Genomic DNA, 17,655 nt, shown 5'->3' on the forward strand with positions numbered 1-17,655 from the left:
ATATCAAATACGATTATTAGTTTCCCATTCCCAGCTTATTTACGCCAAATATCACTTTCCCAAAACCGAATATCATCAACATTATAAGTCCTACTATCACTATCGCTTTCTCTTTCAAAAGAAAAACTAATTTCTCTTAATTGATTAGAAACGTTTTTAAATGAACTTGAATCATTAAATGAATATCTGGAAAATGACCTTATACTTTCAAATGAATTATTTTCATCCTTTCTTTCTGCTAAAAAACACCTGCCATTAAATTCTTGTCCATCTCTTGGTAAAACACCACTGTCGTTTAGATAATTACTATCTAACTTTAATAAGTCTTTATGTATTTTAAAAAAATCATTTTTTACTATTACTAAAAAGGCAACTCTTTTAAGATTTTTACTACAAAGAATTGTATCTATATATATTTTAGTTAAACTGTCATTAATATAAATTAGTTTATCGTTTACACGGACAGCATTGTAATACGGATCTTGGTGCTTAATAATTTTATCTTTTATGCATAAAACTAAGTTTAAACTATCTATAGAATATCGTTCTTTAGAAACGTGCACCACAGATTTAAATTCTTTTAGTGTATAATTTTTATGTCTAAATTCTAACCATCCAAAAATGTACTTGAAATAAATAAAAGCTATCACAATAATAATTACAACAATGCTGGATGTAATAAATTTCTTTTTCATCTCTTAATATTTTACCTAAGTCATTTTATTTTGGTTCGTAAATATTTTTTGGATTCTTTATTTTTTCTTCTTCAAATTCTTTTTCTGATTTTCGACGTTGTTCTAAATCCTGCCAATCTATGCTTTTATCCCAATAACGAATATCATCTAAATTATAAATGTTTTTATTTTCATTATTGTCCTTATCAGAAGCATATTTTTTAAAAAAATATTCTCTAATAATGTTTGAAAGATAGTTTGTATTGTAATAGTTTGTATATAAGGGACCAATCCAGTTTATATCTATTTTATTATTTTCTCTGTTTCCAATATAACAACTCCCGTCATAATACCATTTATATTCTTTATTAGGCATTAGTTGTTTATAAATAGGATTTTTTGCAATTACAAAAACAGCAAGTTTTCCAAAATCAGGACTGTATAAAATAGTGTCTATTCTAATTTGTGTTGAATCAGAATACTCTTTAGAATAGAACGATTCCTTATGTTTTTTTATAAACTCTTTCATTCCAAATACTATTTCAATACTATCCTTAGAGTAACTTTCCTTGTCTATTTTTGAATGATTAAGGAATTCTTTTGGAGTTTTTTGGAAAAAACGAAATTCGTACCAACCATAAACATAACGGAAGTATAGAAATGTAACTACCAAAAAGACAATACTAAATATGCCTATTATTTTCTTTTTCATGGTCTATTTGCTCCAAATATCGCTTTCCCAAAATCGAATATCATCAACATTGTAAATCATATTCTCTTTACTTTTTTGTTTAGGGTAATTAAGTATGTTTTCCCTTAACTTATTAGATGTAAAATTGTAACTACTACAGTTTATGAAAGAATACCTTGAAAAAGCAAATGCACTATCTATTTTTTTAGTTTTTACATTTCTTTCGGTTTTAAACTTATAACCATCATAATACCTAATTCGATCTGAAGGCAAGCTACTAGAAGCCAATTCAATAGAATCTGTAGAAGATATATTTTTATAAAGATTTCTATATTCATTTTCTGTAATTACTAAAAAAGCAATTTTTTCTAGTTGTGGACTATAATAAATTGTATCAATATAAATTCTCGTAAAACTATTATCTAAGTACATTTTTTTATTTTCTAATGGAACAAAAGAATAATATGGATCCTGATGCTTCTCTATTTTATCTCTAATAATGGAAATTAAATTTAAACTGTCTTTTAAATACTGCTCTTTAGAAACATGTACTATAGATTTAAATTCTTTCGATGTATAATTATTATGCCTAAATCCCAGCCATCCCAAGATATATTTGAAGTAAATAAAAGCTATCACAACAATAATTAATACAATGCCAGATATAATAATTTTCTTTTTCATTGCTAATATTTTATCCTAGCCATTTTATTTTGGTTCGGAAATATTTTTTGGATTCTTTATTTTTTCTTCTTCAAATTCTTTTTCTGATTTTCGACGTTGTTCTAAATTTTGCCAGTCTATACTTTTATCCCAATAACGAATATCATCTAAATTATAAATATTTTTATTTCCATTAATGTCTGAATTAGAAGCATATTTTAAAAAACATAATTTTTTTAAGTCATTAAATAAATCTTTTTTGTTACTATAGTTTCTATATCCAATATTTATTGAGTTTATTATAATTGAGTCATTTTCTTTATTACCTATGTAACAATACCCATCATAATACCATTTATGTTCTTTATTAGGCACAAGTTGCCTATTTGTAGGATTTTCAACAATGACAAAAATAGCTAGCTTTTTAAAATCAGGGCTATATAAAATAGTATCTATAGTAATTTTTGTAGAATCAAAATATTCTTTAGAATAAAAAGATTCTTTATGCTCTTTTATATAACCTTCCATTTTAAGCACTATTCGAACACTATCTTTTGAATAGTTTTCCTCTTTTATTTTAGTATGATTAAGGAATTCTTTCGGGGTTTTCTGGTACAAACGAAATTCGTACCAACCATAAATATAATGGAAGTAAAAAAATAAACCCATCAAAAAAACAGCACTAAATACGATCATTATTTTCTTTTTCATAACTTATTGTTTTACTCAGTTTTTACCATCGTATTCATACGTTCCTTCTGATAAAAATTACAGCAAATACCTTATTTATTATTCTTCATTTTTATCCTCGACCAAGTAAAAATATTAATTAAGAAAGTTCCAATTACGATAATTAAGAAACCGTATTTTCCACCAAAATCAAAACCGTTTAAAACATACTTAAGCGGAATGAGAAGCATTACTGGAAGAATAAAAGAAATAATAGAATTATTATTCATTATTTTTATTGCTATTACCGTAAATACCAAATCATATAAATACAATAAAATTGAGGTCATTAAGGCTAGTACAATAACAAATAATATTGTACTTGTGTCCTCTCCTATGATATTGGCATAAATTATACATATAGGTATGTATATAAAATTAAGCAAATAATACTTTGCTACATTGCTGATTTCCATAATATTTATTTTTTACAAGTTGTACATTCCCAAGAAGTTCCATTCCACTTATAAGTCCCTTCCTGAAGACTATTAATATCACCTAAATAAGTCATAATTGAGTGTGCAGACTGAGTACTGTCTTCATGATAATTACTGTCATTAAGTCCTTCTTGTCGTTGGTCTGCTAGTATGCCAATATGTGTAAATTGTTCAGTAAATACATTATTATTTGTGCTCAGACTCCCTCCTTGATAAGGATCGAAATCTGCAACTAAAGTAATTTTAATTTGATATTGCTGTTCTGTAGGTAGTGTTTTTATATAAGCTTTAAGTGCTTTCACATAGCCCTTGCCATAAGCTCCCCCCATACTGTGTGTTATAATTTTTATCGTTTCTACTATTTCTCCTGTTGTTTTATCCCTAGCTAAATTATCAATTATGGATTTAGCATCTTTTTTTCCTTGACTATATCCGCCAGCAACTCTATCAGACACATTTAGACTACTGCCAATCATACCATATTGATTAATAATATTACTAGCACCGCCAATTGCACCGTCTCTATACATAGCATGTTGATCTCCTAATTGATTCATTACTGATTTATCAAAAGCAGCAGTTTCTCTTTCATAAGAGCCATATGTATTATAAGAAAAACCCATAACTTTTTTAGTCCCAGTCATGTATCTAATAGTCTCATATGTTCTCCAATAGTCCGAAGTTCCTCCACTCCCACCGTGCATTCCATTAATAAAAATAACAAGATTACCATCAGGATCTACAGCTTGGACAGGCGTATTAGAGGCATAAACATATGGTGAACTGCCAAAATATAATTCTCCTTTTCCATCCATCACATTCCATCTTCCTGACGCTGGATCGTAATTACGATTTCCATAATCGTAGAAGTTAAGGCCTAACTCCTCTTGAAGTTCTTTCCCGTTGTACTTATATTTATTAGTACTTGGTAAATAATCATTATACCCCTGATGCTTAAAACCAAAAGGATAATAATTACTCTCCTCCAGAATCTCAACTTTACTTGTTGTTGGATTTTTAGTATAACTTACACGAACGTTTCCTAAATGATCTAAATAATTAAATACATATTGAAAAACATTTGTTGCCGGATTCGTACTGGTGTTTTTTACATATCCTTCGGCTGTTGGAAAAAACTGTAAAACATTGTTTTTATACTGAAAGCCATTTAAGTATTTCGTATTGGTGATAACTCCTTTTTCCGTTACAATTTTCTCGAGTTTTTGCCCTGATGCATTATAAATATACTCAATATTGCCAGTTGTACCAAATGCAATTTTCTTAGGTAAATTGAGATGGTTATAAGTTATTTCAATGATGCTTTTGTTTTGATCTTTGGTGAGATTTCCGTTGTCATCATAGGCGTAATCATCTTCGATATCATTATAACCATTACTGTCGTCTTTAAATCCTTGCGGGTTATTTGTCGTATCGGTTACTTTCATAAGCTGGTTGGAATTATTAGGATAAAAATATCCCAGATTATCCATATCATCTGCATAAGGATTACTTATTGTTCCAGCCATAAACTTGCGTTGCAATTTCATAATATTTCCGTTTTTATCATAATCTATATTCTCTCCAAAGTAGTTTTTATTATCGGTAAGTTTTGGTGTTTGATAGGTGGCATTTTTCAATCGGTTTAACTGGTCGTATTGATAACCATAACCGCGTAAAATACCACCATCTGAATTTGATGTCCAAAAGGTTTCCGCTATATTACCGTTGTAAAGTGCCTTGGTAACAGCTGAATTCGCTTCAGTTGTATTGTAGTTTATTTTGAATGCAAATAAATCTTTCGGGTCTGAACCTTGTTGTAAATTAGCGGTTTTATTAATCTCTGTTAGCCAGCCTCGTATATTATAGTTGTATCCTATTTTCTGTAAAGGGCTTCCTGCAATGTTACCTACATTTTTACCAACAAGCTGTCCTAATGCGTCATAGGTATTATCTACAAGAAGTTGTTCTTTTTCTGCACCAATTTGGTGTGTATGAGTCAGTAAACGATTTTGCGCCGTATAGGTGAATTTTTCTTTTACAATAATTTTTGCTCCTCCACTTACCTGTTGATGTTCCGTCATGCTGCTAAGTGTCTTTCCCGTAAAATCAAGTTCGCTATCTGTATGGCTTATCCCTCCTAAATGATTTTTTATGTAATTACTTATCACTCTTCCTTTACTGTCATAAAAAATAGTTGCTGTTTCCCCTGTTATCGCCGACGTCGTTGTAAGCGTTCTTGTCCAGTTTCCTGTAGCAAGACCTTTAGCATTTGCTAACGTTTTTTGCCCTATAATCGTAGCTGGCATCGCCTGAGCTGCAGGAAAAGTATAATCATCATAATAATTCACTGTCAAAAGTTTAAAGCTAGTTGGTGCTATACTATTGTCATAATTAGTAACGATACCATCAATCGTAGTTGCTTTTTTAGTCTCGAACAAAATGGTTGCCAAATTTTGAGCTGTCTGTAATGTGTTCCTAGTAACTGTGCTAACATTCTGAGAGCTCCAACCGGTATAAATAGGTCGGCCAAAAATATCGTACTTGGTAACAAGCCAGCCTGCGGTTTTATCTGCCGCAAAGGGCGAAAATGCAGGACCTGTAGCTACTGGTCTGCCTAATTTGTCATAAACAATAAACTCCCATTGTTTGCCCGGTAATCTCTTTTCGACTAAACGCTTTTTGTTGTCATATTTATATTGATAACATAAACCGTCTAAAACTGTCTGATTTATGGTGCTATCTGCTTTTGGAGGAATTACATAAGTCAGATTTCCATATATATCATAAACATAATAGGTATCGTGTTTAAGTCCTGCGTTGTAGGTTCTCTTTAAGACGATTTGCCCTTCTTTATTTTTAAATTCTATTGTTGAGCCTGAAGATTCACTTGGATTTACTCCGGAGTTCTCATCGTAAGTTACATTTTTGTATAACTCATATTCATCATAAGTCCCTGCGCTTGAAAAAGCAATATCGTAAAATCCTTTAGCTACTTGCCAACTTGTAGTTGCCTTGTATAATTTTACTGCATCGGCAGAAATATTGGTCTGGTAATCTGATTTTATCGTATTTTTTTTAAGATTACTCATCGCCCAATCATTTCCTGGCGCTGCCTGTTCTAATACGCGATTAAGTGGGGACGATTCAAATCTTTTTTCAGAAAATGGGTTTAGAGTTTTGCTGTATTTATCTATATTGTAAAAGCTTAAAACCTTAGTCAAAGCATCTTGTGAACTCGTTCTTGAATAAGTATTACCCGTATTAGGAAGAGAGAAAGGTAAATATTCTTTTCCTTGTCTGCCAAATCCATCATATTCAATATGTGTTATAATATCTGAAGCATCTCCGCCTTGACGGATTGCATTATTTTGCACAGGTCTGCCTAATCCGTCAAAATAAGTGATACTTTCCTGTACATCTCTATTGTTTTTAATTCCTTTAACGGTCGCCATTGGAGATTGAAAAACACGTGTGTATATGTAATTATCATTTTTAGAAATAGACGGATCAACAGGAATAGCAATATCCTGAGCGACGGAACTTATCCTGGCTGTAAAAGTACTTCCGGCTTGTATAAATGTACCAGGTCCAAAAGTGATGGTCTCGCTGGCAATTAATGTAACAGGACCTGTTGCCGCTGTTACCGTATAACTGGTGGCAGGTTTTTCTGGTTTTGATATGACTACGGGTGTCTGGGCATGTAATGCAATCGTTATAAAAAACAACAAAACGACTGTATATTGGGAGATATTTTTTATCATAATTATTGATTTATATAATGATATTGACTTTCAGAAATTAAATTTCCTTGCGCATCTTTTACAAATTGCAATCTTCCCTCAAGATCATAGGTGTAAGTAACTTTATCTCCTTTTGGGTCAATAATAGTACTTACCCCAACTAGCGGAATATAAGTATAAGTTGTAATCATTGCATTTGGCAAGGAAGCCCTTAGTGCATTTAATGATAGAATTAAGTTTGCCTCAGTTCCTGTATTGGATAGGTTTTGAAGATTTGCAACATATGAGGTGATTAGGCTGTAATTTGCGTTTTCTATTTTAGCAATAGGTTGTGTTTTATTGTAACCCCAAATGATAGAAACAGGAATACCGTTTTCAATTGTGTATTGCAGAACATTCCCTTTATCATCATATTGATCGTAAGTTATTTTTCTATCTGCTATAGCAATACTGCTTACTCCTTTATTTGAAAAAACATATCTGGGTAATAATAAATTGCTTGTAACAATACTTTTATCGTAGACCGTTTTTTGCTCAGATAATTTATTTTTCTCTCTAAAAATTTGTAAGTTTAGAGGTGCTCCAACCCTGTTTCCTGCTATTAACTCTTTTACAAATGGCTCACTCGCCATTTGAGAATCTTGTGGATAAAAGTATTTTGTTTCTAAAGTTTCTCCTTTAGAATTTGTTGTGATTTCACTTTTGGTAACTTGATTGTGAATTGGATTTTCATAACTATATGAAGTTGTTTTTTTGATAGTAGGCTTTTCACTGTTGTCATAATCTGTTTCTGTAGTACTGGTCATTACTTTTTTCCCTAGAGAAACACCTCCGGTGAAGAAAAAAAACTGCGCACTGTAACGGTCCTTATTTATATCATAAGGAACTTGATTACTCCAACTATTTGCGGCATCATAAGGAACTTCTACCGTATTAAATACTACATTGGTTGGTATTGTTTTTTCTATTAGCTTTTTATAATTACTATTTGTACTTTTTATTAATTTGAACGTTTTAGATTCATCTTTTTTATAATATTTGGTTTCTATAAGCGATCCATAATTCCACGAATCATTTTTATAATACCCAAAATCACTAATACTAGTAGCATAAGAAAGTAAAGGAGAAGCCATTGTCAAGCTGTAGTTTGGATGTCTAAATACTGTTGGAAAAACACCGACCTCACGTTGTGGAAAGGCTTTTTCAAAATAATATTCTATTTTACCATTTGCTTCTAATGTGATTGGATTAACTTCTGTTTCTATAACTTTTCCGTAGGTCATATTGGGACCACCGCCAATGTTATTATTATAAATAGTCGAAGAAGAGCATATTAGTCTTACAAGTGATATGTTATCCGAATTAATTATTTTTCGGCTATAAGTTCCCATTCCTTCATCGTTGAGAATACTTTCTTGTTCATAAGCATATTGTTTCGCTGTGGCAGGTAAAATATCTCCGTTTAGATAGTTCTTTACAGATTTCACACGTAATCCACCTACATATACAGTTGTGGGAGTTATTATTGCACCCGAAGCTTCTTTCCAGGAAGCATAAATACTTATAAAACTACAACCCGAAATACCATCAGTTCCAACTCTATTTTCTACGGCTTTTGTTGTATGAAGACCTTCTCCAAAATTATAAGAAACGGTCTCTGACAACATGGGATAGCTCTTTTTTTGAGGATCATAATTAAGTCTGTAAACAATCGTATTGTCCCATTGTACAAATGAATTTGCTCCGATTTCGTTTGTTGCACTCGAAAAAAAGTAAGTTATTTTTCCGCTTCCGGCTACATAGTTGGGACCTACTGTAAATGATGTTTCTTTATAACTAGGCGTACAGTCCTTTTTTCCAGTTCCTGCAGAATAAACCATTACACTTTGAGAAGACTTATCAACTGTTACTATACTCTTTATTTCCTTAACATATCGATTTGCTTCATAATCAAAAACAGTATAACCTCCTTCGGGATATATAATCTTTTCCAGAATTCCTGCTTTCATAATTATCTCATCAGCTTTCCTGTCTCCAGTGCCAAAACTTATATTTACTTCTTTTACCGCTATTGTTTTAATTACACCCACACTTGTTGTTGGAGGGATTAATGATCCTGTATTATTGTTCATATATCCCCAATAATCCTGAGCTGTTGTTCCTCTGCTTTTTAGTGGAGTGTTGTTGTATTCAAAACTATATTTTGTATTGTTAATAACATTTTTGACTTCTTTTAATCGCAATGCATAATATTTACTTTTTTGTATTTTTTCATTCTTTGCCAATGGATCTCCAACAGCGACCGGAGATATTCCTCCATTTCTATGATAGTAATCATAAGTAAAATCAGATTTTTTAACCAATGTATTTTTACTGTTAATTATCGAATATACCTCAACTGAATTTAGCTTATAATCATCTGCTAGATCTTGTCGATCAAGAGTTGATATAAAATCAATTTTACCATTTGGAAAAATAATAGTTTGTAAAAACTGTTTTTTAATTTTTACAGAATTCCCACCATCTCCCCTTGGATAATTTCCTTCAATATAAGGAGTGGTTCCTCCACTACTGTACACTACATTTTCGCTTGTTGCTACTGAGTAATCAATACTATTAATTGATTTATACTGAAAAGAAACGATTTCTGTTCCGTTTACGGCTATCATTTCTGTTAGATACCACGCTGAAATAAAATCTTGTCCCATGGATTGAACTAATTCGTTGGGATTTGATGTTACTTCTACTACTTCAATGCCTTGAAGATTTTTACCAAATTTATAGATGGTTCCATCATCTTTAATGATTTCAATTTCGGTATCCGAAATTATCCTAACCTTAGTATTTTGAAAATCTCTGAAATAGGCTTTATAAGAATCATTCTGATCAAAATAGAAGGATCCGGATAGTCCCGGTGCACTAACTATATATTCATCTGGTGCTGTATCTCGTTCACCTTTTTGCATATAATACAGCGCTTTGTAGTTTTCTCCAGTAAAAGCAAAACTGCTAGATAGTGCAGGAATAGGAGTCCAAAATTTTTGACTACTCAATGCGCTATCTGGTCTTCCTTTTGTATTTCTTACAATAGCTCCACCTGCATTTAAATTCCAACCAAGTCCGACCCACGAAGCGGTTTCGTTAAGTTGTATACCTGAGGTATTATAACTAAGTGATATCGGCACTGATAGCGCTTTGACCGCAATATTGTAGATTGGCACACTTACACTAAGTTTTCCTGTAAAATAATCCACCGGATAGAAACCTTGTTTGGCAAATGATGCTGCATTAGGACTTACAGGAAAATAATCAGGCAAGTCATTGGTTACTTGTGCAGTGGAACTATATGCAAATAAAACTAACATACACAAATGCGCTATTTTTTTTACTATTTCTTTCATTTTTATTAAAATTTGATGTTACGCAAAATGATTTTCATCACCTAATTTTTCCCTTTTCTAATCACTTTCACGCCATCGCTTTGTACATTCGTCTTTATATTTATCACATAAATTCCCTCTGCGTAGTAACTAAAATCAACCGGAATGGTTTTTCCGGATATATTAAATTGCTGTAGAATCCTGCCCGCCATATCAACAACAGTTGCAGTACCTGTTTCATACTCGTAGCCTATAATAATATTGGTATAAGTGACCACAGGATTGGGAATTACTTCTATGCTTTTTCTTTTGAGCTTATCCGGTTTTAATTGGTCTTTTACTTTTACAACCCAAAAATCATTACCTCCAATACTGGAATTTTTATTCTTTGAAGTGCTTGATTTTGATGTTCCCGCCATAAGATATCCGCCATCTCGGGTTTCAAACAATTTTTGTAATACATCTTCTCCATTACTTCCAATGATTTTCTCCCAGATTTTTTCGCCTTTTTCATCAATTTTCAGAGCGATATAGCCTTCTTCTTTATTCTTTTTTGTAACTCCCGTCGCTTTGCCTATTATTCCTTCTCTTGAAATATTTTCGCTCTGAGAATATCCTCCAACTAAGTAAGTTCCATCTGTATTTTCAATTAGTGAGGTTAAAATATCTGTCTTGCCAAAATCATAGGTTTTACTCCATACAACTGCTCCTTTTTCATCTAATTTTAAAACCCAGTAATCTGTACCATTACTAACAATACCACCTAATGAAGTAAGCGGGCTGGTACTGTTCGAATTTCCTCCTGCTATGTAGCCACCATCTAGTGTTTGATGAATTACATACAATTGATTATCTCCATTGCCTCCGTAACTATTTTGCCATTCGATTGCGCCTATATTGTCGATTTTCAGAATCCAGTAATCTCCTATTCCTTTAAGAGCTTCTGTTTTGTCGCCAGATTCAGGTGAATTAGAATATCCGCCCAAAATGTATCCGCCATCTATAGTTTGCTCCATACTTCTTAATATATCTGCATATTCTCCGCCGTATGTTTTTTGCCATTCTATCGTTCCGGTTTTATCGAGTTTTATGATCCAGTAATCCATATTCCCACGACTCTTTTCTGATTTATTGTATAGATCCGGTTTTTCTAATGAAGATGATCTCTCTATTAAATCCTCCGTTATTTCCGGACTTGAAGATGATGAACCTCCCAACATATATCCTCCATCTCTGGTCTGAAAAGCGCATAATAATTCATCCTGACCAGTTCCTCCAATAGTTCTTTGCCATTGTTCTGTTCCTGTTGCGTCTAGTTTTATTACCCAAAAATCAGTACCTCCTTTGCAAGGATCTTTTTTCTGAAAATCATTTGTAGAATTAGAAGTTCCGGCAAGAATGAAACCGCCATCTCTTGTATTCTTAATACTTTGTAATACATCAAAGCCGCTTCCGCCAAAACTTTTCTGCCAATCGAGATCTCCAGTTTCACTCATTTTCCAGATCCAGTAATCCAGATCGCCGTTATTGTTTCCTTCTTTATTACCGGTTTTATCAGATAAGGAACTTCCCGCTAGTATAAAACCATAATCAGCTGTAGGTTGAGCATCAAAAAGATAATCGGCGTGAATACCACCATAGGTTTTTTCCCAGAGAATATCTTGAGATTGCATTATTAGAGGAAAAAGAAATAAGAGCAGTAAGTAGTGATTTTTCATATTTTGGTATTACGTGACGGAAAAACAAATTAAAAACTGTAAGTTTTAACTTATTTTTAAGAACGTAATACTAGGGAGATTAAACAAGAACCACAATACCCACTTTTGGTGATTTTTTATAAAAAACTAAACCCTCTAATTATAGGGTTTATAATTGAAAAGCAAAAAGTTTATTTAAATCTCATTTTCTATAAAACGAAAAAAGCATCCGCCGCCGCGAATGCTTTTCTGAAATTGAATTATATCCTAAAATTAAAAATTCTTTGAAATCCCTACAGAAAATGCCTGACCAAAAGTAAAATCAAAACTATTTCGATCTGTTCCGCTATTATTGTCATTATCAAAATTCATACTTCCATAATTTAAACCTCCAATATTGAAGTTTAAACCAAAGCCCTTATTAACATTGATGAAAATTGCCGGAGTAATTCCAACATAAAATCCATTGCCTTTGTTAGTTGTATTAATCAGTCCGTTTCTGGTTGTAACTTTGCTGTTTTGATACCCCATTCCTAAATCAGCGTAAGCAGAAAAAGTTTGATTTAAAGGTTTAGAATAACGCAAAAAACCTCCTAAAGAAAAGGTATTTGTTTTTGATTCATAGACAGTACCATCTTCATTTTTTACCGTTGAAACCGCACCTGTAAGACCTGCAGTCCAATTTTCATGAAACTGATATCCTACTTTGGGTGAAAAACTGAAATAATGATAATTATTCTCAAAAGCTTCATGTCCACTGTTTTGAGAATTATAACCAATACTTCCCATAACTAAAACTGACCCTTTTTGGGCATTTGCAAAGCTAAATATAGCTAATGCAGCGATAACTAGAATTTTTTTCATAAGTGTGATATTTAAATTTTAGTAATCTTTTAACAAGAACAATGCCATCGCTGCTAAACTTTAAATAACTAACAAACATTCAGGTAATTACACAAGCATTTAACAAGCCTAAAAAGCTTTTAGACATAAAAAAAAGCATCCGCCGCGGCGAATGCTTTTCTGAAATTGAATATAAAACTTAAGATTAGAAGTTTTTAGAAACTCCAATGTTAAATGTTTGTCCAAAATTGAAGTAGAATTTACTGTAATCAGCACCGTTGTTATCATAACTTAGTGTTTCATATCCTAAACCACCAATACTGAAGTTTAAACCAAAACCTTTTTTCATGTTAATGAAAAGAGCTGGAGTTATACCTACATACATACCATCTGCTTTAGATTTTGCGAAAGCATTTCCTGGACCGTATACTTTAGACTTAGCATTTTGAAAACCAGCACCCATATCAGCAAAAATAGAGAACGTTTGGCTTAATGGCACTGAATAACGAACGAATGCTCCTATTTTGAAATTATTATCTTTAATTTCTCTAGTTCCATTGTCATCCTTAGCAGAAGCTACTGTAAATTCACCCCCAACAGTCCAGTTGTCATTAAATTGGTAACCAACTTTAGGAGAAAAGCTAAATTCATTGTTTGTAGCTTCACCAAATTGATATTCTGATTTTTCAGAAGTGAATCCGATGTTTCCACCAACTAAGATTGTTCCTTTTTGTGCATTTGCAAAACTGCAGATAGCCAATGCAGCCATCACTAGAATTTTTTTCATTGTAATTATTTTTTAATTTACTTTCCTTTTAACAATAACGGTGCCGTAGCTGTTGGCTTTTAAGTTTTTTTTATGATTTCTTTAAAAGATAAAAATGTAGCAATCGAGCGTATTTCTGTTTACTTTTGTACCAAATAAAAAGTCATGTCGATAGAAGTAAACAACATATCAAAAAGTTACGGATCTCAAAAAGCCCTAAATTCAATTTCGTTTTCTATTCAAAAAGGAGAAATTGTTGGATTTCTTGGTCCAAATGGTGCAGGAAAATCTACTTTAATGAAAATTTTGACCACTTATTTATTGGCAGATGATGGCTCAGCCCTTGTAAATGGTCACGATGTCATGACAAACGCTAAAGAAGTGCAACGTTCGATTGGATATTTACCAGAGCATAATCCGTTGTATTTAGATTTGTATGTTCGTGAGTATTTGGCTTTTAATGCCGATGTTTATAACGTGCCAAAATCAAGAATTGAAGAAGTAATTCAACTGACAGGACTGACACCGGAGAGCCATAAAAAAATAGGACAATTGTCTAAAGGATATCGCCAGCGTGTGGGACTTGCAAATGCTTTACTACACAATCCTGATGTTTTAATTCTGGACGAACCAACTACCGGTCTGGACCCGAATCAGTTAATGGAAATTCGAAATGTAATTAAAAATGTAGGGAAAGATAAAACGGTTTTTTTATCGACTCACATTATGCAGGAAGTCGAAGCTATTTGTGATCGTGTCATTATTATTGACAAAGGAGAAATTGTTGCCGATAAAAAATTAGATCATTTAGTTTCTGAAAATAAAGAACAAGTTATCGAAGTAGAATTTGATTATCAGATCCAAGAACAACTTTTGGCAAAACTCCCAAATATTACTTCTTATATTAACATTCATGATATGACTTGGGAATTAACTTTTGTTGCCGAAAAAGATATGCGTCCGGCAATATTTGATTTCGCCAACGAAAACGGATTAAAAACACTTCAATTAAATCAAAAAAATAAAAATCTGGAAGCTGTTTTTAGAGAAATTACCAAATAAGTTTTCAATTTACAGTCTCAGTTTTGCAGACAAAAAAGCAATTTATTCCATTTTGGAATAAATTGCTTTTTTTATTGAACATCATTTCTCTTCGCTGTTTTTCCCGAAATGTTAAGTCTTATTTTTTCTGGCTTTGTTGCCAAAATTCTCCCTTTAATCTAAACTTTTTACTTTTTTACAAAATCACGAACAACTAGCTATCAGCTTGTTAGAATTTCTTGTTGCAAATTTTAACTATATTTATTTAGACTTAATATAAATAGTGTTATATTTGAACTCTGAAACTCTAAATTTCCTGACATGTTATCAGCATTCGGCCTCATAAAGAATACTTTTTCTAAGCTTTTAAATTATATTTTACTTCTTCGAAATACAATTTCTGATAAACTAGAGAAAATAGTTTTAAAGTAGAAAGCTCTACCTAAAACGAGTTTTTTCTTTTCGAATAAAAACATCAAAATCCTTATCCAAAAAAATCAATCAATATATAATGAAGAATATTTTAACATCTATTATGCTCGCATTTTCAGTCTACGGGTACTCTCAGACGGAAAAAGAAAGCGACAGCATTGTCGAAACCTCGATCAATGTTTTGGATGAAATTGTTATCACAAAAAAGAAAGTTTTATATACTCAAAAATCAGACAGATTAGTTTTTAATGTAGAAAATAGTATTGTTTCTGAAGGCGGAACTGCTCTTGACGTTTTATCGCGCGCTCCGGGTGTTGTCGTTTCTCAGGATGGCGAATTATCGATTCGTGGACAACAAGGTGTTGGTGTGATGATTAATGGCAAACTAACACAGCTTTCGCAAAAAGAGCTTGCCAATTATTTAAAATCGACAACCTCATCAAACATTAAACAAATTGAAGTTATTACGAATCCTTCTTCGAAATATGATGCCACCGGAAAAGCCGGAATGATCAATATTATTCTAAAGAAACCAAATGCCGGCGGTCTTAAAGGAACGGTTTTTACCAATTATGGAAGAGGCCGAAAAAACAGAACGAATTCTGGTGTAAATCTTAGTTATAATAAAGAAAAATTTGGGGTTTACGGAAACTACAGTTACACTTTTAGAGGTGAAGAGGAACGCAAAGAATTCGATCAGAATCAATATACAGATAATACTCGTCAAACAATTTCGACAAAAAATCATCAAACATCAACGACCGATGAACCTTTGACTTCGAACAATTTTAAGATAGGAACGACTTATGAAGTTTCGCCTAAAACAAATCTGGAAGTTTATATTGATGCAAAATTAGGTCGATACGAAAACATCGCAAACGGTAGAAATACATTGCTAAATGCTATGGATCAAGTCCAATTTGATGCTTCTACATATAATGATAGTAGAGAAAAATGGAATGATTACACGTATGCTTTTTCAGGTGTTCATAAGTTTAATACCGAAGGAAAAAATATGTCTTTTGATTTTGAATATGAAACTTCAAAATTCAGATCAAATCAATTTCAAAGTGCCACAAATATAGATCAGTCCAATACAAATGTTATCAATGACCGAAGAGGTTTTATTCCGTCGCAATTGAAAGTTTTTACCGGAAAAGTTGATTTTACAAATCCTTTAAAAGAAAAACAATCTATAGAATGGGGTTTTAAAGCGAGTATAAAAAACAATGATAATCCATCTGTTTATGAATATAAAGACAACAATCAGTGGATTATTGATCTTAACTCGACGAATCATTTTGAGTATAAAGAACAAATTTATGCGGCTTATGCCAATTATAAATACCAACTCGAAAACTTCAACATTCAAGGCGGTTTAAGAACGGAATATACTACCATAAATATTTTGCAGAAAACCTTAAACGAAGAGCATAAAGACGATTATTTAAAATGGTTTCCGAGTGTTTCTCTAAAATACGAATTAAGCTCCAATCATTCTTTGCATGCTTCTTACAGTAAAAGAATTAACAGACCAAGTCAATTTGATTTGAATCCGTTCCGTTTCTATGATGATTCGTTCAACTATTCTCAGGGAAATCCGAATTTGGTTCCTGAAATTACACATTCAACTGAAATTGGATATGCCTGGAAAAGTGCCTTTATGGCTTCGTTATATTTCAGCAAAACCAAAGATGTTTTTACAGAAGTATATGTGTATAATCCGGCGAATAACACAACGGTAACTTCCCAAATTAACGTGGACAAATCGTATAATTACGGCGCTAATATTACTAATACTGCCGAAATTTATAAATGGTGGTCAGTAAATACGCTTTTCAATATTTTCGAAAATAAATTCATGGGGAATGTAGTAAATACAGACAAAATCGATCCTATTGTTACCTTGAATTTAAGTGTACAAAACTCTTTTACAATCTCTGAAAGCTGGAAAGCCGAAGCAAACGCACAATACCAGTCAAAATCTAATCTGGGCATTTATGAAAGAGATGCTTTCTTTGATTTTAGCATCGGAATTTCGAAACAGGTTTTAGCCAATAAAGGAAATATCAAATTGAATATTACGGATATTTTCAACACTAATAATTTTCACATTAATTCGGTTATCGCACAAACGAGCATTAATAAAAGATACGATCTTGACAACCGAATTGCAACAATAGCCTTTACCTATAGAATATAATATTTGGATCTTTGGTTTCCTTGTTTTTGTTTTTTTTTTGAATGAAAGAGCCTGTTTGTAGTTAGCAGGCTCTTTTTATTTCTTGTTTATAGATTAATAGATGGAGAAAAATGGCACGCGGATGATACGGGTTTAAACGGATTTATGCTGATTTTTTTATTTTATTTTGTTGTGTTTATAAACTTTTTGTCATCTCGATTTTTATATAAACCCATTTTTCTCTTCAACGGATTAAAATCCGTTACTACAATATAAATCATTCCTTCGGAATTTTTCTTTAAGAAGTTCCAGAGGAACAAAACATATTGTAGGGATGGATTTTAATCCATCCTTCACAAGAAGCTCCATAACGTTGAGTT

General features: G+C 32.2%; 12 protein-coding genes. 2 read left to right on the forward strand and 10 right to left on the reverse strand.

Features of this window, described 5'->3' with window-relative positions; translation table 11 throughout:
* Window positions 1-35: 35 nt before the first annotated feature.
* From C8C83_RS06175 to C8C83_RS06215, 10 genes are all read right to left on the reverse strand, one after another.
* A complete protein-coding gene (locus C8C83_RS06175; protein WP_121327074.1) occupies window positions 36-695 on the reverse strand; it encodes a hypothetical protein in 660 nt (219 codons plus the stop codon).
* A gap of 25 nt (window positions 696-720) precedes the next feature.
* Complete coding sequence (locus tag C8C83_RS06180) at window positions 721-1,386, reverse strand: hypothetical protein (RefSeq protein ID WP_121327076.1); 666 nt, start codon at window positions 1,384-1,386, stop codon at window positions 721-723.
* Between the two features lie 3 nt (window positions 1,387-1,389).
* Entirely contained in the window at window positions 1,390-2,049 is a 660-nt protein-coding gene (locus tag C8C83_RS06185) for a hypothetical protein (protein ID WP_121327077.1), read from the reverse strand.
* Between the two features lie 24 nt (window positions 2,050-2,073).
* Window positions 2,074-2,739 (reverse strand): hypothetical protein, encoded by a 666-nt coding sequence (locus C8C83_RS06190; RefSeq protein WP_132011692.1) that lies wholly within the window; start codon window positions 2,737-2,739, stop codon window positions 2,074-2,076.
* Window positions 2,740-2,810: 71 nt separating this feature from the next.
* Window positions 2,811-2,987, reverse strand: coding sequence for a hypothetical protein (locus C8C83_RS27195; RefSeq protein ID WP_158598142.1), 177 nt, complete (start codon window positions 2,985-2,987; stop codon window positions 2,811-2,813).
* A gap of 191 nt (window positions 2,988-3,178) precedes the next feature.
* On the reverse strand, window positions 3,179-6,955 hold the full coding sequence (locus tag C8C83_RS06195; RefSeq protein ID WP_132011693.1) for a DUF6443 domain-containing protein: 3,777 nt from the start codon (window positions 6,953-6,955) through the stop codon (window positions 3,179-3,181).
* A 2-nt stretch (window positions 6,956-6,957) separates the two neighbouring features.
* On the reverse strand, window positions 6,958-10,335 hold the full coding sequence (locus C8C83_RS06200; RefSeq protein WP_121327087.1) for a hypothetical protein: 3,378 nt from the start codon (window positions 10,333-10,335) through the stop codon (window positions 6,958-6,960).
* A 41-nt stretch (window positions 10,336-10,376) separates the two neighbouring features.
* Window positions 10,377-12,032 (reverse strand): T9SS type A sorting domain-containing protein, encoded by a 1,656-nt coding sequence (locus C8C83_RS06205; protein WP_121327089.1) that lies wholly within the window; start codon window positions 12,030-12,032, stop codon window positions 10,377-10,379.
* A gap of 252 nt (window positions 12,033-12,284) precedes the next feature.
* Entirely contained in the window at window positions 12,285-12,875 is a 591-nt protein-coding gene (locus C8C83_RS06210; protein ID WP_121327091.1) for an outer membrane beta-barrel protein, read from the reverse strand.
* Window positions 12,876-13,059: 184 nt separating this feature from the next.
* Window positions 13,060-13,641, reverse strand: a complete 582-nt coding sequence (locus C8C83_RS06215; RefSeq protein WP_121327093.1) for an outer membrane beta-barrel protein — start codon at window positions 13,639-13,641, stop codon at window positions 13,060-13,062.
* Between the two features lie 144 nt (window positions 13,642-13,785).
* Between C8C83_RS06215 and gldA the strand changes: the two genes are divergently transcribed.
* Both gldA and C8C83_RS06225 read left to right on the forward strand, forming a co-directional pair.
* Complete coding sequence (gene gldA, locus C8C83_RS06220) at window positions 13,786-14,682, forward strand: gliding motility-associated ABC transporter ATP-binding subunit GldA (protein WP_121327095.1); 897 nt, start codon at window positions 13,786-13,788, stop codon at window positions 14,680-14,682.
* A gap of 490 nt (window positions 14,683-15,172) precedes the next feature.
* Entirely contained in the window at window positions 15,173-17,296 is a 2,124-nt protein-coding gene (locus C8C83_RS06225) for an outer membrane beta-barrel family protein (protein ID WP_132011694.1), read from the forward strand.
* Window positions 17,297-17,655: the final 359 nt, after the last annotated feature.

The sequence above is a fragment of the Flavobacterium sp. 90 genome, from assembly GCF_004339525.1.
Classification (GTDB): Bacteria; Bacteroidota; Bacteroidia; order Flavobacteriales; family Flavobacteriaceae; genus Flavobacterium.